This window comes from Brumicola pallidula DSM 14239 = ACAM 615, assembly GCF_000428905.1.
Classification (GTDB): domain Bacteria; phylum Pseudomonadota; class Gammaproteobacteria; order Enterobacterales; family Alteromonadaceae; genus Glaciecola; species Glaciecola pallidula.
The window spans coordinates 13960-36184 of sequence record NZ_AUAV01000005.1 but is presented as its reverse complement, the minus strand read 5'-3'; the positions used below and the strand labels follow the sequence as shown (position 1 = coordinate 36184).

General features: G+C 42.5%; 20 protein-coding genes. 1 reads left to right on the top strand and 19 read right to left on the bottom strand.

Annotation, left to right across the window (positions count from 1 at the left end; translation table 11 throughout):
• Nucleotides 1–135: 135 nt before the first annotated feature.
• From G399_RS22420 to G399_RS0100085, 17 genes are all read right to left on the bottom strand, one after another.
• Nucleotides 136–4947: a DUF6701 domain-containing protein gene (locus G399_RS22420; RefSeq protein ID WP_006012814.1), complete on the bottom strand. Its 4812-nt coding sequence runs from the start codon at nucleotides 4945–4947 to the stop codon at nucleotides 136–138.
• A gap of 194 nt (nucleotides 4948–5141) precedes the next feature.
• On the bottom strand, nucleotides 5142–5642 hold the full coding sequence (locus tag G399_RS19855) for a hypothetical protein (RefSeq protein WP_006012817.1): 501 nt from the start codon (nucleotides 5640–5642) through the stop codon (nucleotides 5142–5144).
• Nucleotides 5623–6495: a prepilin-type N-terminal cleavage/methylation domain-containing protein gene (locus G399_RS0100155; RefSeq protein ID WP_006012818.1), complete on the bottom strand. Its 873-nt coding sequence runs from the start codon at nucleotides 6493–6495 to the stop codon at nucleotides 5623–5625. Before G399_RS0100155 ends, G399_RS19855 begins: the two co-directional genes overlap by 20 nt.
• Nucleotides 6495–7136 (bottom strand): type IV pilus modification PilV family protein, encoded by a 642-nt coding sequence (locus tag G399_RS0100150; protein WP_006012819.1) that lies wholly within the window; start codon nucleotides 7134–7136, stop codon nucleotides 6495–6497. Before G399_RS0100150 ends, G399_RS0100155 begins: the two co-directional genes overlap by 1 nt.
• Complete coding sequence (locus G399_RS0100145; protein ID WP_006012820.1) at nucleotides 7126–7683, bottom strand: pilus assembly FimT family protein; 558 nt, start codon at nucleotides 7681–7683, stop codon at nucleotides 7126–7128. Before G399_RS0100145 ends, G399_RS0100150 begins: the two co-directional genes overlap by 11 nt.
• A gap of 24 nt (nucleotides 7684–7707) precedes the next feature.
• On the bottom strand, nucleotides 7708–8220 hold the full coding sequence (locus tag G399_RS22710) for a prepilin-type N-terminal cleavage/methylation domain-containing protein (protein ID WP_006012822.1): 513 nt from the start codon (nucleotides 8218–8220) through the stop codon (nucleotides 7708–7710).
• A 79-nt stretch (nucleotides 8221–8299) separates the two neighbouring features.
• The gene (locus G399_RS0100135) at nucleotides 8300–8905 is read right to left on the bottom strand and encodes a pilus assembly FimT family protein (protein WP_006012824.1); all 606 of its coding nucleotides are present in this window, start codon (nucleotides 8903–8905) and stop codon (nucleotides 8300–8302) included.
• Between the two features lie 31 nt (nucleotides 8906–8936).
• Nucleotides 8937–9434 (bottom strand): hypothetical protein, encoded by a 498-nt coding sequence (locus tag G399_RS0100130; protein ID WP_006012826.1) that lies wholly within the window; start codon nucleotides 9432–9434, stop codon nucleotides 8937–8939.
• On the bottom strand, nucleotides 9434–10660 hold the full coding sequence (locus G399_RS0100125; protein WP_006012828.1) for a type II secretion system F family protein: 1227 nt from the start codon (nucleotides 10658–10660) through the stop codon (nucleotides 9434–9436). Before G399_RS0100125 ends, G399_RS0100130 begins: the two co-directional genes overlap by 1 nt.
• A complete protein-coding gene (locus G399_RS0100120; protein WP_006012829.1) occupies nucleotides 10660–12492 on the bottom strand; it encodes a GspE/PulE family protein in 1833 nt (610 codons plus the stop codon). Before G399_RS0100120 ends, G399_RS0100125 begins: the two co-directional genes overlap by 1 nt.
• A gap of 3 nt (nucleotides 12493–12495) precedes the next feature.
• Entirely contained in the window at nucleotides 12496–13710 is a 1215-nt protein-coding gene (locus G399_RS0100115; RefSeq protein WP_006012830.1) for a tetratricopeptide repeat protein, read from the bottom strand.
• Nucleotides 13707–14651 (bottom strand): ExeA family protein, encoded by a 945-nt coding sequence (locus G399_RS0100110; protein ID WP_006012831.1) that lies wholly within the window; start codon nucleotides 14649–14651, stop codon nucleotides 13707–13709. The genes G399_RS0100115 and G399_RS0100110 overlap by 4 nt, the downstream gene beginning before the upstream one ends.
• A 2-nt stretch (nucleotides 14652–14653) precedes the next feature.
• Nucleotides 14654–16324: a pilus (MSHA type) biogenesis protein MshL gene (gene mshL, locus G399_RS0100105; RefSeq protein ID WP_006012832.1), complete on the bottom strand. Its 1671-nt coding sequence runs from the start codon at nucleotides 16322–16324 to the stop codon at nucleotides 14654–14656.
• Nucleotides 16317–16709 (bottom strand): hypothetical protein, encoded by a 393-nt coding sequence (locus tag G399_RS0100100; protein WP_006012834.1) that lies wholly within the window; start codon nucleotides 16707–16709, stop codon nucleotides 16317–16319. Before G399_RS0100100 ends, mshL begins: the two co-directional genes overlap by 8 nt.
• Entirely contained in the window at nucleotides 16699–17382 is a 684-nt protein-coding gene (locus G399_RS0100095) for a hypothetical protein (protein ID WP_006012836.1), read from the bottom strand. Before G399_RS0100095 ends, G399_RS0100100 begins: the two co-directional genes overlap by 11 nt.
• On the bottom strand, nucleotides 17375–17989 hold the full coding sequence (locus tag G399_RS0100090) for a PilN domain-containing protein (RefSeq protein ID WP_006012838.1): 615 nt from the start codon (nucleotides 17987–17989) through the stop codon (nucleotides 17375–17377). The genes G399_RS0100095 and G399_RS0100090 overlap by 8 nt, the downstream gene beginning before the upstream one ends.
• Nucleotides 17986–18978, bottom strand: a complete 993-nt coding sequence (locus G399_RS0100085) for a hypothetical protein (protein WP_006012839.1) — start codon at nucleotides 18976–18978, stop codon at nucleotides 17986–17988. The genes G399_RS0100090 and G399_RS0100085 overlap by 4 nt, the downstream gene beginning before the upstream one ends.
• 450 nt (nucleotides 18979–19428) lie before the next feature.
• Here G399_RS0100085 and G399_RS21865 point away from each other — a divergent pair, with 450 nt between their 5' ends.
• Nucleotides 19429–19587, top strand: coding sequence for a hypothetical protein (locus G399_RS21865; protein ID WP_006012841.1), 159 nt, complete (start codon nucleotides 19429–19431; stop codon nucleotides 19585–19587).
• A gap of 253 nt (nucleotides 19588–19840) precedes the next feature.
• On the opposite strand, the gene G399_RS0100075 is transcribed toward G399_RS21865, so the two are convergent.
• Both G399_RS0100075 and G399_RS0100070 read right to left on the bottom strand, forming a co-directional pair.
• A complete protein-coding gene (locus G399_RS0100075; RefSeq protein WP_006012842.1) occupies nucleotides 19841–20629 on the bottom strand; it encodes an aspartate racemase/maleate isomerase family protein in 789 nt (262 codons plus the stop codon).
• Nucleotides 20630–20717: 88 nt separating this feature from the next.
• Complete coding sequence (locus G399_RS0100070; RefSeq protein ID WP_006012844.1) at nucleotides 20718–22223, bottom strand: BCCT family transporter; 1506 nt, start codon at nucleotides 22221–22223, stop codon at nucleotides 20718–20720.
• Nucleotides 22224–22225: the final 2 nt, after the last annotated feature.

Here is a 22225-nt window from a genome sequence, read left to right as displayed (position 1 = left end):
GGTGGGCAGTTAGAACAGGATTATAGGGCTAATTCAGTGATTTTACCAACGCCTTGTGATAAGGGCAAGTAATGCCTACAAAATTTAATCGTTAAAGACTTCTAATCGTTAAAGACTTCTAATCGTTAAAGACTTCTAATCGTTAAAGACTTCGCGCCAGTGTATTGTGCGATCGTTGCCACGGAAAATACCAAACGTGGCGACAGCTGAAGGGCTGTTATCATAAGCACCGTCGTTGGCCCAATCATATTTAAACCAATCATAGGCGTCGTATGAGACACCTATCTGACCTTGATTTCCAGCACCCGGAGCTTGCAATTCAATGGTCTGAGTTTTACCGCTAAGGAAACGTCCAGCTCCGCCAAGTGCATCGGTCAGCGCAGGATCTAAGCTAATATGGGTAAGTGATATTTTACCTGCATCGTAACCAGCGCAATTGTCATCAGGAGTAGCAACAAACGTAGTACCATCAAAATGCTCAATTTGCATCGGTTGCGGGAAATTTGAGGTTTCCGGTCCAAAGCTATTTTCCAACAGCAAACGACCAAATCGAATTTCAACACCTGTGGGTGACGCATCAACTGTGGTTGTTACGCCTACATTGTCAGAATCCGTAATGGTCGCGACAGAAAAATCGATATCCGACGTAAATGGAGCGATTAATGCGTTAGCAGATCGGTTGTAGAAAAAGTGGTCAGCATCTGATAATTGGTAGTGCAGCACTCCTTTGGGTAATGCAGCACCACTAGATAACGCGGTCAAGTTAGTTTGACTCAAGGTACCTGTATTCATAGTGGCCGTTAAGGGAAGTTTGTTACTGTCAACGCCTACCGCGATTTCGTCAAAGGTCGGGGTAGTCAAGTTAATATTTAAAGCGCCGAGCTTCATGTAATCATTGCTGCTACCCTGACTGTCCTGGTAATAGTTTTGGGTAATATTACCTTGCTTGTTGTAAGCCGTAATTGCCAAGATGGGATTACTTAAGTATGAAATTGCACCCATACTATTGCTAGCTTCGTCCATTTGACCGCTATAGGCCGCATATGCTGTTGACGCATTGCATGTCGCTATAAAATAACCATCATCTGCGACTGTTTGCGCAAAGCGCTCAGGGACAAAGCGACCAATGTTAATTGCCACAGCTGGAATAACAATACTTGCATTGCCATAATCGCTGTCTTGAGCGTCGAGGTTAAGTAAGCCTACTTCTGAATATTGCGCTGCATTATAAGTGGACACTCCGGAGGAAAAGCTGGTCAACGTCACATCTTGAAATGCTGGGCTGGCGCTAGTTGCCATAGTGCTCGCTACTCGATAGCTTAGATTACCGTTTACGCTACTGGTTAATGTAGGTCCCGTGCGAGTAAGCATTAACTGTATTTGTCCGGGTGAATAGTTTAGCGTAATGACGGCAGGAGTAGCGGCGTTATAAGCCGTCACGGTTAGATCAAAGTTCTCTCCTGCGGCATACGTAGTTGTTGCTGTTGCTGTTGCACCATCTAAGTTCGTTGCCCCTGATTTTGCGCTAACAACAAGCTCTGCTGGACTGACCCAAAACGAATTACTGGTGCCGGTCAATGTCACGCCGCCGACATTATAGTTAGCATGTAAACGAATTTGTCCTGCGTCGTGATATATCGGTGTTGGTATTATTGCAATGCTGTCGGCACCAAAGTTCAATGTGGTATTAGTGGTACTTGAGTGTTTCGCAACCGTATTGCCATCAATAGTAAAATTGAGACCGCTGGTGCCGCCTGGTTGAACATTCTGCTGCGATAAATCCACATTCTTATTACCACTAAATAAGCCAGTACAAACACCGTCAGTATCCTGCACAGCCTGAATTTTTAGGCTATCGCCAAATACGGCACCTGATGTTTGATTAGGTAAGGTCGTGCTATTACCTGCACCTGACAAAAACCTGAAGCCTGCATCAGTAAATTCTATATCACAAGAATTACCGTTAGGTTCTTCACACGCAAGTGCGTTAGAGGCTGTAATTGAGGTATTAGTTAATGACAAGGTCAAGGTTTCAACATCGGTATTATTAAAAGTAACGGTGGTGCTGCCGGTGAAGGTTGGAGAACTTTTAACCGCGCCGTCAGCAAGAAAGTCAAGGGTGACTGGCTGGGCACTTAACGTTGAACAACTTGCATCGGCGCAAGCTTTAATCGTTACCGTTTCAGCATCACAAGTTAATCCTTGGCCATCATGAATAATTTCATAGTGGTGGACAGCAGGTTCAGCACAAGCGTGAGTTTCAGCCATGATGGTCTCTACTTGAGAAGTACTCAACGCAGTTTCATACACCCTGAATTCGTCTAGTTGACCATTAAAATGGTAATCCGTCGAATGAGAAACGCCGCCAACCATCATTTGTGCATTGACATAAGCGTTATTATTGTTCGGCGATCCAAAACGTTGGCTTAAAGTCTGCTCTATACCATTAATATGCATGCGGTTGCTGGTAACACTACCATTAGTGAATTCTACTGCAACGTGATGCCACCCATTCTCCAGACCTGCACTTGAAATGCCGTAAATATCGTTATTAAAAGTATTGAACCCCACACTACCGTTATTAAACCATATGTCGTGATAATTCCAACTGATAGGCATTGAATTCCCCGTCCCATTCCAATTCATCCAGAATGTAACTGTGGTTTTAACACCTTCGGTAGTGGTATCTAATGGCAATCCTGTTGCTTGAATAGAACCATTGTTTTGGTTCGAATAACCGCAGGTGCCCGGATTACCGGTTAGTGCTGGCGAAGCGGTTTCAGGTACAGAATTACTGATAACCTGGGCATTATAACCATTACCCGTGTTGTCAATAACCTCACCTGAACTGCCATCCCAGCTGAGTTCTTCGAAACGATATTCTAAGACTGGGGTTGGGGCTACGCATGCCCCGAATGTCACAGCACCGCCAATAGCACCATCACGCAGAATTTCATAACCTGAAGGCGCGACATTAGTTCGGATATTATTTGCAATAGAAATTTCTAAAAAGTCATCCCCACCACGTTCAAAGAATATAGCCGCTATGTCAAATAAAGAGTCTTGCGTTAAGGTGAAAGACCCACCCGTATTTGAATTGCCAGCTCTATTTTCAAACCTTAACTCATTATTCGCGCCGCTATTTGAGCTGCCAAATTTATTGAATGAAACAACGTCACCGGAGAGTGTATTCATGATAAAACTAAAACCGTCATCACTCTCAACATAAATAGTATAATCACCTGCAGGCAAACTGAGCGTTCCTGATGTATGCACTAAAAAATTTGAATCAGCAACTCCTGCACTAGCCCCAGGGTAAGGTAATGTGCCTGCAAAATCGTGAGCACTGCCACCAAAGTCGATGCGATCAACGTTGCTTGAACCACTAGCAGCAACATTATATGCGCCACCGTCTATTAAACCAGATGCCGGTGAACCTGCGTTCAGCCAAGCCGCATGGATATTTAGCGCTTCCGTTGTTGTGTTTATCCTAGAGTTATTACCAGCATTGTCAATTCCAATGCCAACAGCATTTAGCAAGCCAGAATCACAGGCAAGTGGCGGTGGTGGTGGTGGTGGACAGCTTCGGGCACTGCCATCGTAGTTATTACCCGCGTCCTGATTAGTGAAAATGGTTTGGATCTGAGCGGATGTCAACACTGAGTCAAACACTAGGGCCTCGTCAATTAATCCATCAGCAGATGATTGACCTACACCGTAAGATCTACTTCGCTTGGCACCAAAATAGAGCGTTGCCAAACCGGTAAATGGTGTCTTGCCTCCATATCTGTTGTTCCGGGAGACATTCTGTTCTACACCATCGACGAAAATTTTGGCCGTGATGTTAGCAACGTCCCATACAAACGTCAGGTGTTTCCAAACCCCAGGCCCTACCGAGAAAGCATTAACAGTTGTATTCTGGAAATCTCGATCTCTGCCATCTTCAAAAAAAAATTTGACTCTACCGTCAGGCGCAATGGATGCAACGAAGTATTTATCACCAGAACTGGCATCAAATAGTATTTTATCCACCCCTGAATTCCAAGCACTATTACCTTGATACCAAAGGCTAATAGTCCCACTGGAGCCGATAGTTGTATCCAGATCGACCCCACTGTCAACAGCCTCGACTATTGATGCACTATTATTAGCGGGGATATTAGCAGCATTACATATTTTTCCGGCTGCTGTTGAAATCCCTCCAATCGCGATGCCATCGAAATCGTTACCCGAATTATCAGTAACTTCATCGCTGATACCACCCCAACTCAATTCGTCAAAGCGGTATTCTGCAATGGGAGGCTGTGGTTCAACCAAATAATTAACAACCAATAAAGGTGCATCGCCAGAATCGCCATCGTGTGATGTAGCTGTTCGCTCACAGCTACTTGACGTGCAACCAGACCCAGGCTCAATAATAACCGCTATGTCATTATTGGCCGCCCAGCCTGTTCGGTTTACAATTTCTTGAATAATGACGCTTATATCAGAGGTTTGTTGAAGTTCGTTCTCATTATTCCATGCTGCAGGAGACCAATTTACAGAAGCCGACGTTTTTGTTCTATCACTAATGTTGTCATCACTATTTGAAAATACATTAGGGCTCTCATTATCTTCACCGAATATAACAAGATTAGTGGTCCCACTATTGGCATCATCTGTTACAAATTGAATGTGGGCCGAGGTGATTGTTGCTCCCTGTGGAATATTAATACTCTCAAAACGCATACCAACAATTTGCAGACCACCGGCATAATCATCATGACCAAATTCAAGGTCACTGCTGTCGCGGTACATGTCGCCGTTACTGATCAGTTCTTCGGCGTCGTTATTTCCGCTACTCACCCTAACTTGTTCAGTCCCGCTGAAGGCGGTTGATGGGAATATGGATAAAACCCACAGTAAGTAAACAATCACATTGCGTGAATTTCTGTGTTGAAGATTCATTCTTTGTGCGCCCTCATTATATCGGCAGATAAACTGCTTAGGGTTGTCGCTTCGGTACTCGCATAAGTTGACAGTACTGTTCCAAAAACCTTGCGGCAATCTGCGACAATTGCGTTCGTCAAGGTCAAGCTCAACAAACTCGCAGAGACTGCTTTTAGGTTTTGTAAATTCTTTTTAAGTATTCTTTTCATCATCTAATTCTCTTGCATAGCGTCGACTGACAAAGTTCGACTCACCACGACGCCATCAAGCCCGCAACTTCCTGTGCTTGAAAAACGATAATAACGATAGTCTTCGCCGTTAAAATTGATATCTGTTGTGGTACATCGCGCACTAAACTCACAGGCCTGAAATCCAGAAATTGATCCAAAGGTAGCGGAGTTTGCAATAACTTGATTGCATTGTTGTGGGCCTGTTCCTAGAGGAAAGGAGGCCATAGCTAATTCTTGAATACCTACCTGCGCTGCGTTTTTTGCACGCACGCCATACACTTCATACAGGACTGAGTTGGACGACGTACTGATCATATTAACTAGCGTGCCAGCTAATAGCGCCAAAACGATAATGGCAAACAAGGCCATCACAATCATACTGCCACGCTGATGCTCAGCCCCACGGCACCTGTTTTTTCGATAGCGTAGTAACTGCATAGCATGTGTATTTTTTGTACTTTTACTAAGGCACATTGGGAACATGTATCTCCTGAGTAAACGTCATATTTTCGCCGTCTCGGGTAAAAATAAACTGAGTTTGTGTGTATGCATTTCGGCGCAGGGAAGCATCGACAATTCTGAACGGATTTTTACTATTAGTATTGGCTGCATTAGGGTTTGCACTTAATTGATTGGCTAGGTTTTCTGCCATTAACACACCCCCACTAATAAAGGTTGTTTGGGTTGCCGAAATAGCTGACTCATGGCGATAAATCGCATTATTTCTTACGCAGTAATTTACCGCTGAATTGGCAATATAAATACGTTTTGCAGGGCTAGCTTGGGAAAATGCGCCATCCAGTGTCAGTTGGACCACGCTGTCAGTATCATCGTTGGTTGCGCAATCGCCATCACCGTCGTCGCTGCAGGCGTTAATTAGCTGACGTCGATTGCTCGTATTTGAATACACGTCATTCGAGCTTGTTGGATAAACCAACGCATAGTCACTTCCTGCAACGGGTGTAAACACATTACCATCAATGTCTTGCATTTCGATAATATCGATTTCACGATCACTACTTGGCGTCAGTGGTAGCGTTAGGTAAAATGAGCTCCACCGGATTGGCACGAACTGTAAACAATGAACCCCAGCGTTGCCCGTGAGTCGAACTGAATTTGGCACTGCCGCCGAGATTTCGCGATTAATTCGTTCAACCGCAAAACTGCCTTCTCGCAGTAATTGTTCGCGCTCGCTAGCGTCAATAAAAATTTGCGTAGATGAGCGAATAAAACGGGCCATACCGACTGACACAATCGATAATACAACCAACACCACGACTAATTCAACTAAGGTAAATCCCCCTTTATTGCTAAGCTTTGCTGTTGGAGTAATCATTAAAAATTACCCTTGAAGCTTGTCATTCTGATTCGCTCACCACCGGGCGTTGTAATAGTGACTGCCACCAGTTTCTTGTTGGCAACATATGCTGGGTCCTCTAAAACGCCATCTTGGTCGAGATCTGCGTCGTTAATGCCGTCGTGGTTCTGATCGTAGAACACGCTAACTTCAGCACTAAAGCCGGCATAAATGTTGACACCATCTACATTGGTAGTTAAGCCCAGTGAATTTAAAATTAATACCCCGGTAACATCAAGTCCATGGTAATCATCAACGTCATTGAATGAGCCACGGTCCTCGCCCGCGTCAGGTCCAAGATCATCGCTGCTGGTGCAAGGCACTGCCGGTTCTAATACGCTTTCATTGCATCGCAGCATGCCACCAACCTGATTTGAGTGTTGGTCAAAGGATTTGGCTAAAATTTCATTACTCAACGATTGCCCTAACGACGCAGCTCGTACTTGCCAAATAGGATCAATACCCTTTTTCACTTGCGGTTGTAAAAAACTAACCACCAAAACCATGGCGATTGAAAAAATAACAATACCCACAATCAGTTCGATCAAGGTAAAACCTCGCTGTGCTCCGATAGATACAGAGCGCGCAAGCTGAGTTTGATTGGCTAAATTAACACGCATGAATAAAGCCTTCCGACTCAATACAAACTTGTGCAGCGGCCACGCCAGTAAAAGTGACCGTGCATCCGGCACTGCAATTAGATGCGGTTGTTAGTGGCGAACCAAAGGAATCAAAATCAATAGCACCAATAGATGTTGAGCCATCAAAGGCAGTCATTAATACGTTTGCTTCTAGTATTTCAGTAGCAGAGGTTCTTAAATATTCTGGGGAGCTATAATCAATCGAACTAGCGCAAGTACCCAATTCGTTACCTGATGCATAATTGCTTGAGGCCGGACCGAAGGCGACTTGGCTACTTGTGTTAGTAAAATTTATTCTATGACAAAACAAAGGACGTGAATCCTGCATGGCTCTAATTTGCATATTGCGCAACACGGATATAAGCCGGTTCTGATAAGTATACTCAGAATAGCCGCCAGCACCGCTGAACTTAGGTACAGCATAGACAGCTAAAATACCAAGAATAATCATCACGACAATAAGCTCAAGAAGGGTAAACCCGCCTTGAGCTTTTGAGTATTTAGGAACCGATAAGTGCCATATCATTGTAATAGTGCTCAAAAAAAGGTCTTAACAACCTGTAGCAACAACCGTGATGATTGGTGATGCATTTTCTAGCGCATTGGTATATCGAACATAACACTCACCTGTTTCCACTCCAGCGTTGCCAAGCGCCACAATGAAGTTCCCCTCTGGTGTGTCAGCATTAGTTATATTAAATTTTGCAGAATCTAAATCAACGAACTCTACTACGTTTGCATTACCGGTAACCGTTACCGCATTTGGGTAGCCATACACTGTTGATATTGTGACTGCATCACCAGAACTATCTACTCTTAGAGGAACCATTGCCGGCGCGGCTTCAGTGCCCTTCAATAGACCATTAATTGCAGCCTTCGCATATACAAGTTGTGACCCACCTTGCAAAGATGCTCTGATACCGTTAAGTGTTGATTCTTTCGCATCAGCCTGCAAGTCAATAAAACGCGGCGCTGCAGTTACAGCCAGTATACCTAGGATCACGATAACGATGATTAGTTCGATTAATGTGAAGCCTTTTTGCTTGCTCATTTGGTTTTTCATAATAATTCCTTCGAATTGGATGTTTTTATTAAATTTAAAAGTTAAAACGTTATAACAATATGGAGCAATACCTATTCACTTAGTTATTACTAAATACAATCACCTGACCAATCCTTGGATCATAAACAAAGCCGTTTCCTATACCCGTGGTAGTGGGCTCATTAGTGTTGTTCTTTACGGTTTGAGTGAGATAGTAATGACAAACATCGTTACCACCCGAACCGGCATTTTCATTCACATTCGTGAAGTATCGAAAATCTTTTACTGCCTGCGTACTCCAAGTTGACGTAATCGTTGGTGCACTCTGCATAATTAGGTTGAAGATACTTTCACAGTCCAAGCGACTCATGCTGTCGTCTTCCGAACTTGTATCATTATTTAATTGGCCCGTTGGATAACCGGTATCACTATCGACACCAATTAAAAGCCCTTCAATGGTCACAAAACTCAAATTGTTACCGTTGTTGTCCTGCGGTCGACCTTCGATTTCCCACTGTGCGCGAACCAAACCAACGCTTGTCGCAAAACCACCGGCAACGCCCTCAACAGTGGCATCTTCAGCATCTTTGGGCACATCCAAGAAGCGCGGTATTGCCGTTGCTGCTAGAAGCCCAAGAATAACAACAACAATAACCAGTTCTATTAGCGTAAAGCCTTGTTGTTTCATATTGTTAACCGTTGCCATGATGTCTCCTACCATTTAATTCAATTGGATCTTAAAACAGATTTCCTGTGCCAAGATGATATTCAAAATTTTGACCCTTTCGACTATAACGACATATATCGACTAGTTCGCTTGAGTCATTAACGCTCTGTAGTACTATCAACTCAACTTTGATACCTAACTGTTTCTCAACATTGACATCAAGTTCTAAGGCCCCAACTTCGACTACTACTGAGCCTGCAAATATATTTAAAAAAGCACTGCAAGCTTCATTTGATTGCGCCAAGTTAGGCCAACCTTTGTTATTAATTTCAATACGCTCAACGCGTTTAACATTTGACGTTGCATACAAAATCGAATTCGGTCTACCTTCAAACTGCCACTGCCAATGCATTTGTGCTATGCCTTTCTCCATGGCTGTTTGTACATTTTCAAAACCAACATTTTCCCATGCATCGCTATTGCCGCCCAACAGACTTTTATATAGGCCCGTGGCTAACACCATAATGACGATTAACACCCACACGAAGCGAAACAGTGTGCTTGACATTATTTACCTTGCACTACGCTCATCATGTCCCACATAGGTGTGAATATGCCTAACGCCAATACCAACACCATAGCTGCCACAATGGCTATCAAAATAGGTTCTATCTTTGAGGTTAGACTCTTTAAGTCATATTCAACCTCGCGCTCATAAAACTCAGCGACTTCCTTCAACAACTCGTCAACACGACCCGTTTCTTCACCTACATTAATCATTTGCATAACCAATGGCGTAAACAAACCACTGGCTTGGGCGACACGAGACAAATTTTCACCTTTTTCAATGCGCTGACGCATACCAATGATGGCTTTTCTCATGTAACTATTACTGACTGCATCAGCAACTAAATTCAATGCTGTCGTTAATGGCACCCCCGCTTTTAGCATCATAGAAAAACTGCGAGCGAAGCGACCTAACAAAGAACGTTCTATGATAGAACCTACCAATGGAACCTCTAGTATTAACTTATCCCATTTGTAACGCCCTTGTTTAGTATCAAGATAACCCCTTGTTATGAAAAAACATACCATACTAAGGATAATCAAGACCCACCACTTGGTAACAAAGAAGTTAGACATTCCTATTAAAAACAAAGTCATAGCAGGCAGTTCGGCATCAAACTTTTCGAACATACCTGCAAACACAGGAATAACGAAAATATTCATAACAATGAGGGCTGCAAACAGGGCAAATACGACAAACATGGGATAACGTGTTGCTGCTTTTATTTGTTTACGGGTTTCTTGTTCTCTCTGCAGGTATTGTGCAAGTTGCATAAAAGCGTCATCCAAACGACCTGTATTTTCGCCTACGTGCACAACACTGACGAAAAGTTGATTGAAAATTTTTGGATGCTGAGCAAGTGCAGAAGATAAATTTCGGCCACGTTCTAATTGTTCAATAACAGCGTTAAGTGCATGGCTCATGCGTTTTGAGTTTGTATTCGCTAATCCCGCAACTGATCGAATAATAGGTATACCGGCTTTTGCCAATGAATACATTTGCCGAGCAAAGATAACTAAATCGTCAATACTGATTTGCGGTACAAATAAGCCAAAATCAGTGGATCCTTGCTTTTTATCCAACTTACTAGACATCGCCTTAATATCAACAGGGATAATATTCCTTGTCATCAGCATTTTTGCGGCGGTTGCGGCGTCACTTGCGTCGATCGTTCCATCAACCAGCACACCGCCTTGCTCCCGTCCCTTGTAAGCAAAGAAGGCCATTAGTTATCATCCTCGAGTGACAAGCCTGAGGGACCAAAATCGGTTTGCAGACTATCAGACAGCTTCGATGGTGCGGGTTCAGGTTGTGGTATTAATGCCGCAGGAATGTCATCCTCTGCCGCGTGTTCGGTATCGTCTTCATCCTGCATATCACCGACCATTTCGACTAGTTTTAAGACCTCATCAATACTCGTAATCCCCTCTTTGGCGTAAAGTAATGCCGAATGGGCCAATGGTTTATAGTCAGGACTAAGACGCGCGGCATCTGAGAAAGCACTTGTATCGTTATTTTTTAAGGCACTCATCATGGCTTCAGTCATTTCGAGTAATTCAAATACACCAACACGTCCACGATAACCACTTTGGTTGCATTTTTGACAGCCTGCGCCTTTTTTGAATGTGATATTAGAGATGTCTTCGTTGAGCGTCTTAAGCCAAAAATGGGCTTCCTTAGAGACTTCTTCATCCACACTGCAGTTATCACATATACGCCGCACGAGTCGTTGCGCGATAATTGCCCGCAGTGAACTGGCGACTAAATAACCAGGAGCACCCATGTCGAGTAAACGAATAGCACTACTAATGCTGTCATTAGTATGCAAAGTAGAGAGTACTAAGTGACCGGTTAATGCGCCGCGAAGACCAATTTCGACAGTTTCTTTGTCACGCATTTCACCCACCATAATAATATCGGGATCTTGGCGAAGGGTGGTTCTAAGAACGCGCGAAAAAGTTAAGTCAATTTTGGGATTAACTTGTACTTGGTTAATCCGTGGTAATCGGTATTCAACCGGGTCTTCAACTGTGATAATTTTTGAGTGTGGCTTATTCAGCTCAGACAATGAGCCATATAATGTGGTGGTTTTACCTGAACCTGTTGGGCCAGTGACCAGGATCATGCCGTGCGGTCGTTGTAATAGCTTTCTATATCGTTTAACGATACTCGGCGGCATACCAGTTTGACTAAGAGTTAAAATGCCCTCTGATTGGTCAAGTAAACGCATTACCACCGACTCGCCGTTTTGCACCGGCATGGTCGATAAACGGACATCAATAACGCGACCTTTTATTTTTATCTGTGCGCGACCATCTTGCGGTAAACGCTTCTCTGAGATATCCAGACCCGACATCAGCTTTAATCGCAGCACCAATGCTGCTGCGATGTTACGCTCGGGAATAACTGTTTCTTGCAACTGACCATCAACACGTTGGCGGATACGCAGTTGATTTTCTTCTGGTTCAATATGTATATCCGATGCCTTAGCTAGGACAGCATCTTCAAATATAGAATGCAGCAGTTTGGCAACGGCGGTATCTTGTTCGCCATCAACACCAATATTAAGTTCAAAGTCTTGTGAGTCGTCATACTCTTCGGCTAATTCCTGTGCGAATGAGGCAATTTCTTCGGTTTTGCGGTAAAAGTTTTCGTAAGCCGCAAATAATTGAGTTTCACTAACAACGGCTATTTCAATTGGTTTAGGTAGGCGGTTAGTAAGGTCATCCACTGCGTTTATATCGCCCGGATCACTCATGCCCACAAGTAACTTATCGCCTTTATCGTCGAGCACCAGCGCACGGTATCGACGCGCTTGAATTTCTGGAAGTAACTTAACTGCCTCGGGGTCGACACGATAATCATCTATATTGATCAATGGGACATTTAAATGCGTTGATAACAACTCAAGTAATTGCCCTTCACTTACCATTTTCAGGGAGATCAGGGTTGCCCCTAACTTACGACCCGATTGGCGCTGTTCTGACAGCGCTATTTTCAATTGTTCATCATTAATTAAGTTATTTTGGACTAACAAGTCACCTAAGCGAATTTTCATATTTTATGACCCCACCAAAGCTGCTAAGCGTCCATCAACAAAGCTAACAACCTGCGTTGATAACTGATTCGATAATTTGACTTTTTTGTAAGTAAGAACGGCTTGTTCATGCATTTTTTGCTTGTCTTGACTAATTGCCAAGCCCAGCATCCAACGTGCATTGTCTGGCTGGCGTTGCAGTAAAACGGCATAATCCTGTAAAGACGTTGCGTAATCTTTTTGTTTTTCAGCAAGTGCAGCACGAAAGCTTAGTAGCTCGTCGTCTGCAATCATATTTTTAGGGTGTTCAATAAGTAATGTTAATGCTTGCGTATTTCTATTTTCACGAAACAGCAAGCGCGCCTGCATTAGCCGCATACTGCTATCATTGGGTATCAACTTAATACCTTGATCTAATAAAAAGGCCGCTCTTGTTGGATTGCCTTGGGCGAACTCAAGACTGGCCAAGCGTTTTCGAGCACTGGCATTTCTTGGCTCCAACGCAATTAAGCTATTTAGGTCCTTAATTGCTGTTGCGGTATCACCGTTCTTTAATGACAACTGAATGCGTTGCTCCAATATACGGTGAGTTGAGGCACTCTTATTGCTTGAAGTCACGTTAAACACCGGCTTTTCGATGGCGGCCTTAGCCACTTCAGTTGTGGCTTTGAGCTTAACTTGAACGGCAGTGTTGGTATCGGTTATTTGGACTTTTACTTGCTGCTCTGGTTGCTGTATTACTGGAACTGCTAATACCGCTTGTTGCTCGGCTTGCTGAATGACTGCCGCTTTTGCCGTGACACGCTGTACCTGTTGTTCTAGCTCTCGGTTAATCTCGGCCAATTTGGCTTCTGCAATTGCGGTAGCGGCGGCCGCTCGCTTTGCGCTTTCTAAACTAATTAGCGTGGCCTTATCAAGTTCACTTAAAACGATTTGCCTTTGCGTGCTCTCCGGTATTTCTTGTAATAATTGGTCAGCCTCGTCACGTGGCGTCTCATTGACTGGCAAAGTAATTAAGTTGGACGCAGCACTGACCATTGAATCAAACTTTTCGTCAATATTCTGCTTTGGCAATAAAAGCCACGTCATTGCGCCAGTGACGATGACAAGCACCAAAGTACCAACATAAAACTTTCGTGACCTTGCCCTCTGGGTTTCCATCGGAACATAATCAGCTTCGTAAACTGATTTACTGCCCCTTTGTTCAAGATCCTTAAGCATTTTGTTTACAACACTCATTTAATCCACCCTAAACCCAAATTGACTAAATTAAAATTCTCGGGGGTATTTGTGAGCACCAATAACACAACCGAGGCTGCAATAAAAAGTGAGGTTGGCAACCAAGCCCATGGTCGTTTTTTGCGAGTAAGACAGGCTGCCTCAGTATCACCAATAGCCGCTTTCACGTGCTTCAATGTGACTTTTTGCACGCCTTCGCCATAAGCTAACATGAGTGATTTATGACACAACACATTGACTATTCTCGGTGTACCGCCGCTGGCTTTATGTAATAGCCTGCAACAGGCTTCATCAAACAAGCCTTCTACCCTATACCCGGCGACAGCCATTCTGTGGCGAACATATTGATAAAGCTGATCAGCATCCATCAATTTTAATTTATAAGAAAAGGTGATGCGCTGCAGTAATTGGCGTAGTTTAGGTTGCTTTAGTTTGTCATCCAATTCAGGTTGTCCAAACAAAACAACTTGCAACAGTTTTTGTGATTCTGTCTCTAAGTTCGTCATTAGACGAAGCGCTTCAATACTTTCATCCGGTAACGCTTGTGCTTCGTCAATAATGAGGACTGCATTTTTTTGTTGCTTATGAATTTCAACAAGACGCCGCTGAATCAATTGCGTGAACTCTTGTTGGTCAGTTCCCTCCGGTAATTCGACGTTTAGCTCCGCCGCTACCGAACGACGTAATTCAGCCGGTGACAAATATGGGTTTGGAATATAGGCAGTAACGAATCCATCAGGAAGTTCGTTTAAAAGCTTTCTGCAGATAAGTGTTTTACCCGCACCTACTTCGCCAGTCACTTTGATGAACCCTTCGCCACTTTTAAGTGCCGTAGATAATACGTCAATTGCTTCTTTATGACTCGGTAGCCCAAAGTAATAACTCGTATTTGGGGTGAGCGTAAAAGGCAATTCTCTGATACCAAAGTGATATAAATACATGATTATTCCACGTACAACCAATCGGCCATTTGTGCGCGACTGGTTTCAATTTGCTGACGCATAGTGTTTTTACCAACGACGGTTGGCTTCAGCAAAATAATAAGTTCTTTTTTGGTTTCTTTTTCACGTTTGCTTTTGAATAAGTTACCCAAAATCGGGATATCACCTAGCAACGGTGTTTGTGAGTTTTCTGTTGTAATAATCGACTGCATCAAACCCCCAATAACCACAATCTCACCCGACATTGCACGAATAATAGTGTCTGATTCGCGAATGGTGCTCTGAGCTAAGGGCAAAATATATTGCTCTTCGTTCAGTGTAATCACTTTTTCTTGCTCTTGAGTTTCAATAACAGACGGATGAATATGCAATAGAATACTGCCATTGGCATCAATCTGAGGTGTTACATCAAGTGCAATACCGCTGAAGAAAGGCGTTAAACCAATATCAGGCGTAATCGACGTTGAACTTGACGTAATCGTATTAGAGGTAGACACGTCGGTTACAAAGTACTCGTCGTTACCTACTTTTATAACGGCTTTTTGATTATTAATTGCTGTCACGCGTGGGCTTGAAAGTACTTGCACCTTGCCTTGCGTATCTAACAAGTTAAGCACGCCACTGAAGTCTTTATTTAAGAAAGACAAGCTGGTGAGACCACCTAATGACGCTGATACGTCATTCGCAAAATTCCCAGCTGAAGTAGAAAAATTAAGATCTGTGCTGCCAGCACTCGAGAGTACTTGCGTCCAGTTGATACCTTGTTGATATTCATCGTCCAATATCACTTCCAAGATGCGCGCCTCAATAATAACTTGGCGTTGTAAGCTTTCCTCCGAGACACTTAAGAAATTACCAATGGTCTTTAATTCACTCGGTAGAGCTCGCACGGTAACTAAACCCGCTTGTGGAGAGACGAGCACGGAGCGACCATTTTCGTTGCCCAGCATTTCTTTCAAACTGGTTTCGAGAGTTTGCCAAAAATTGGTCTCTGTGCGTGTGGTAATCGAAGTGCCATTAGAACCATTGCTTCTTCCAGCATTGTTACCATTTTGATTATTGCTTACCTGAGAATTTCCGCTGAAATTGTTCAAGCCACCAGTGTTGTTGCTGTTGTTGTTATTACTGGCATTTTCAGAGACTCCACCAGAAATAATACTGGTTTGAGTGCTGCCGTCGCGCTGCATCAACAAATAATTAACTGAGAACGTTTCGGTGCGAATACCCGCTGGAAAGACCTTATAAATATTCCCAATGCGGTCGATGTGAAAGCCATATAGGTCAGAAACAAGCTCAAAAATGGTCTCAAGATCAACTTGTTTTAAGTCAAGCGAAATAAGACCATTTACGTCGGGGTGCATAGCAACCGAGAAAGGAGTGTCTTTTACTAAGCCTGAAAAGAAACTAACCGCATCAATTTGTCTGGCATTAATGTCGTATTTATCCGCCGAAAATAAAGTATCGTTCGGCTTCGCCATCTCGCCAGCAAGCAAGTAATTAGATACCGCAGCCTCCAATTCAGGCGCGGGTTGAGGTTCCAGCTCTCGCATTTGAGCATCTAGCTCGTTGGCCAGTGACTTTTCAACGTGACTGCTAACAGGTGCTTGACAGCCTGCCAGTGAAATAGTGATAAAACAAAGACTTAATGCTTTGCAGATTCGTAAATTATTCATTATTTGTCTGCTTCTTAAAATCGCTTTTTTTATTTACCAAAAACCGTAGAGGCATTGCCTCCGGTTCATTCTCATTCTTCAAAAATACGCCGGAATTGGTGATCTCAGTCACGCGCCACGCGCCCACTTTTTGACCTTTTTCTAAAAAATTATTATTAACCACGGCGTAAAATATTTGATTCTTTTTGAATACCGCAGTGACATTAATTGACGTATCGACCTTTGACTCATCAGTATTGACCAAACGGTCGCTTTTACCTGGCGGACGCATCGGATCACTTAATGTTTTTGCATGCACCGTTATGGCCACGCTAAATTGTGCAATCAACAGCGTGATTAACAGTGCAATGCCACCACAAAGCCGACTCAATTTATTAATTAACATTGATGTAAGCCTCACTTCTACTTAAAGTAAATAACTCAATATCAACTTGCGCTTGTGGATACTTATTCACTTCAAACAGAATTTCGCGCCAGTGCAATTTCCAGCCCATTTGCTCCGCAGAGATTAAAAAGTCACGTGTATCAAAAAACGAACCTTCAAATCTAATTTTTAATCCGTGTTTAAATAATTCAGGACCAATGGCATTCTCAATTATATTTTGAGGATTAATATCATTTTCATCATCGTTAAAAATATTGCTAGGCGGTATAGAGGACATACTCATTAATCGCAGCTTTTTCGCTTTAGCTAATAATTGCTCAAGTACCAAAGGCATTGCGTAAGGGGGTACTAGTTGCTCTAATTCGTTAGCAAACAGTTTTTCCAATATCACAATTTGTTCATTAACGCCGCTAATTTGATTTCTTGTTTCCATGTCTGGATCAAGGCTGAGCTGTGCCTTTACTATGTCGACATTGTTAGATACATCAACTAAGCCAAGCTTTTTGGTGTTTATTTCATTGCGGGTCTCAATTGTCTGCATAATGGCCGGTTCAATTAACCCTAAAATTAAAACAAAACAAATTACAAAAGGAACCGCATAAAACAATAGTTTTTGCTCGCGCTCCGAAATAGCATTGAAACGTGCCTCGAGGTTATCCGTAAAATTACTCATTGGTTTCCCCTTGCGTTGCCTGTTTCTGCGAAACTTTACTTTCAATCTTAAAGCTCAATTGCTGGTCTGCTCTAAACACAGTGGCAGCACGAAAATCACGATTGTTAAAGAAGTCAGTTTTGCCAATAGCTTTAAGCCAGATAGGCAGTGCATCAGGCTGGTTAATATTGCCCTCTATTACAATATCGGTATCGTTAACTTTAAATGTTGTCAGCCATACATTATTATTGTTTACCTCTGCAAACGAGGTTAACGCACTCGATAAGGGTTTATCCTGCAATTTACTCAAACTTCTGAGCTTGTCGGCGAGGTGTTTTGCGGTCGACAGTCTCAATTTTTGTTTACTTAACTTAGCCAACAAAACAGGATTTTTTTGACGTAACGTCAACTGCTCGGTTAGTTCCTTAAGTTCTTTGTTCTTCGCTTCAATACTACTTTGCACTTTTGACAATTCTTGCAAACGTGTTTGTTGTCCCTGCCAAAAACCAAAATATGTGCTGCCCATGGTGAGCAAAGCGATAACCCCAAAAATCATTGTATTGGTAGCAGAGATCCATACAAACTGAGGTTTAAATTCGTCCCGATAAAGGTTAATACGGGTATTCATAACGACACCTCTACACTTTTTGTGCTCGCCGTTTTGGTATCATCTTGCTTAGGCTGTTTTTGCTCGGCTATTAATGATTGCTTTACGTATGCAGCACCGAGACAAGAGAAACTAGCCATTTTGAAATTGAAGCCTGATCCACACATTATTTCAGGTTCAAAAGCATTGACTGGTAAGCCCATGCTTTCTTGGATCTGACTTGCAAGTTGTTCAGCTAAGGTGGTGTCTAATTTAAGCAGTACTTTTCGCACCGGTGGTTGTCTTAATTGACTCTCAAAGTAATCCATAGAGCGTTGTATTTGCACACAAAGAGATTCAGTAATACCCATTGAAAGCTCTTTTTCGCTGTAACTGCCTAAGTTCTCGAATCCCTTAAGACGACGTGTAAAGTACAACTGATCATTCTTAACAATATTTAAAACAATTTCTTCACCATGCTCTTGCACTAAACTAATGACCGCGTCATCTGACGTTGGTGTCAGTTCAACCGTCGCCGTTTCTTCAATTAAAATACTTTTCAAGGTTAAATCTGCGTCGTAAATACCCTTGCTAATATTGTTGATGTCTTTGTGCGGTATCGCGACGACGCTGAGTTTTGACTGCCCCGCAACCTGCGCAGGTGGGGTTAAGTAGTCATAAACGTATTCGGTATTTGGCGGCAGTAAGTCTTTTAATGGCCACCCAAGCGCTGCATAAACTTCACTTTCAGGTACCTTGGGTTTCTCAACTTGTAACAACTGATACCAGTGTGACGTTAGCGACACATAGCAATCTGTATTCGCTAGCTTGTGGCGTTGAACATAGTCTGCCAACTGCCCTTGCCAATTTGAGTGGCTAAAGCTTGCGTCCAATACCCACTGCAATTCATCGTCCTGCTTTTGCAAAGCGCACAAAAGCACACTTTCGCCAGAAAAAGCGATGCCGATAGAAAAGTACGATGACTTCCCTCTTAGTTTTGACTTTATAAGTTGTCGCCAACTCAAACGCATAAATTACTCGTGCCTATTAGTTATTTTCAGTATCATAAAAGTCATCAATAAAATGCTTCGCTGTCGATAAGTATGATGTTAAATACGAATGTTGTATTTCATCTTCTCTAGGGTTTATCGACACCGAAAAAATTCTCTTAACTTTTAACCTGTTTTAATCACGATCTGAGTGTATGTGATCGGTTTTAGTCTTTACGTATGTAATTATGAGCAGCGCGTTGCCAGACGCATACGTATCAATACATATACAATTCGCTCTAATATTGCGCAAAGACCCATTGCAATTGACTTCGAATACAACATTTACGGGTGTTTTATGCTCAATTTTGAATTATCTAATGCGACAAAAATCATCTTTGTTAAGCGTTGAATAAAAAAATAAGCAAGGAAATAAGTTTTTATCGTCCGATTTTATTGATTAACGGCGTTTGATCTATCAACAAAAACTCGGTGAATAAACAATTTATCGATGCTGCTGGATTTTTTGAAGCGGCTATTTTATTTGAAGGTAATCCTTGGGATATTTTGGAAAAAGACGCAAAAGTCCGCTCAACGCTTCCTATTTCATACATTTTGACCTTACTCGTAGCTAGGACACAAGGTCGTTAATATTCATTGCTAAGCATACTCAGCACGTCAAAGAAACTAACGGTCGCGAGCCTTAAAACATAGACAAAAGTAGTAATATGAAGCCTTGGTCTGACTTTTTTTTACCCGCGAAACAAGTCGCAAATGACGCGGTCTAGGCAAGTATTCACGCATATAAGCAATACAAAACTTAATATGCTGAGTAAACACCCTAAAGGTCAAAGCAACAACAATGTGATGTTTAATGCATTATAAGAAAGCTAGGTAGGAAGATTTAGCTTGGTTTAGTGGTTCGCAATAACCGTCCAAGGTGTTTATCTCTAATCTCAATATTTAGCGCTTTTGCAGTGGCCCAATGCAAGGCAACATCAGCAGATACTACTGGTACACCAAATTCTTGTTCTAGCCCCTCTATAATGTTTAAGAACCTAAGCCCCGCGCCCCCGACTATAACCATTTCAGCATTCGGTGCCGACGCTCGGGCTAGGCGAATACTTTGTTTTATTTCTTTTTCACTAAAATGATAATGGCGAGCGTTAACTTCTTGTTGTGAAGCAAATAACCCTTGCTCAGTGAAGGTTTGACAGCCTTCAATAACTAAATCGACGGATTGTAAAAATGTTAAAAAACGGGATTTCCATTGTTCATCGTAATAAGGACAAGCCAAAATTACACGCTTACACGCTAAGTCTTGTATAGCATCAAGTACAGCGACACCATTGAGTATAACTTTGCATCCACAAGCATCCGTTAAACGCTGTTGCAATGACCGAGCTCCTGCAGCGGTATAGTCGTTAAAATAAGCAAAAGCGGGGCCTACCTGAATGATTAGATCACTACCCGCTTCTTTCAATAACTGAGCTGCAGTTTCAATATGGGGTTCTACTTGCTCTATTTGTTCAAAGCTATAATCAAAACCTACCGGGGGCATAATCGTTTGAGCTATATCAATCGATTGGTTGCACAAACTGGAAAATTCTCTAGCGGTTGGATCAATCCAGCCAGGGGCAGCAATAATGCCTAATTTAGGAATAGTAAAAGAGGGTGATGACAAGGTTTTCATAACAAATACGCCGAGATAGGGAAGAGTATTAGCTCCAGCGGACCTGGAGCTATTTGTAGAAATTAATGTTGCTTAACCTTGATTCTGCTTAAGTCGTTCCATAGTCCTTTTTTAATGAGCTCAAGAACGAGTAAGTCATTATCATATATACAAATAAAATAGGTAACGACACAACTAATACAGCAGTTTGCGCTACTTTGAGACCGCCTACATACATTAAGCAAATAGGCAGTAACGCCAATGTTAATGCCCAAAATGTTCTGTGAAGGCGATGAGGATCCTCTCCCACAGGCAGTTCAGCCGTTGCACTGCTAGCAAGAACATAAGAAGCTGCATCATAAGTTGTTGCGACAAAAATAATACAAACAATACAGAACAAGCCAATAACAATATTAGACAGGGGTAACTGCTCAAATACGGTAATAATTGCTTCGGGTATACCACTTTCATTCATCAGCGTTATCACATCTAAATTACCTGAGAGCTGTTGATACAAAGAGAAATTACCAAAAATCATATAAAACAGTGAGCCACCGATAGTACCGAAAGTAAGCATACCAACGATAACTTCTTTCATGGTTCTTCCTTTTGATATACGCGTAACAAAAATACCCACAAATGGACCAAAGGCCACCCACCAAGCCCAATAAAAAACAGTCCAGTTTTCAACAAAGTTAGATTCTGTAAAAGGGTCTGCCCAAGTATTCATTTGGATGAAGTTTTGTAAAACCGTACCTAGACCACTTATACTCGCTTTGAATATAAATACGGTTGGGCCTGCAAACAGGAGGAATGCCAGCAAAAAGAACGATAACCAAACATTCGCTGAACTCAATCGTTTCATGCCTTTTTCCAAGCCAAAATAAACACTTGTTGCAAAAATTGCGACACAGGTGCAGACCACGAGGACCTCAAGCGTAAAATTTGACTCCATACCAATTAATCGCGCAATACCTTCAGCAATCAAAGGCGTTGAGAAGCCTAAAGATGAGCCTGCGCCGCCAATCAGTGCTATGCGAAAAAGAAAATCGATAAAGCGGCCTGCAAGAGAATTTTCTTTGCCTCCTAATACGTGATGACAACTGATACTAAACTTTAGCATTGGGATTTTTTTAACATAATAAGGGTAAGCAATCGCTAAAGTAGGCAAACAATAAAAGGCCCATGCGCTAATCCCCCAATGAAACAATCCATAAGACGATGCCCACTTAGCTGCTTCTATTGACATCGGTTCAGCGCCAAACGGAGGAGTTTGATAGTAAAAAGCCCACTCAATGGTTGCCCAATATAGCAATCCAGCGCCCACGCCAGCACAAAATAACATGCCACTCCAAGCAAAATTATTATATTCAGGTTTATCAGCTGCATCGCCGAATTTTATACTTCCATATTTACCAAAAGCTAACCAAAGTAGCAGAGGTAATATTGTCGATGCAAGAAAGACATACAGAAAACCAAAGTTGCTGCCTATGTACTCGTAGGCTTGTTGCATAACTGTTGAGGATACCTCTGGTGCAATCATTAAAGGTACCGTCATTAACAACATCACAGCGATAGTTGCGACAAAACCTGTTTTATCAATTCGTTGCTTCAAGT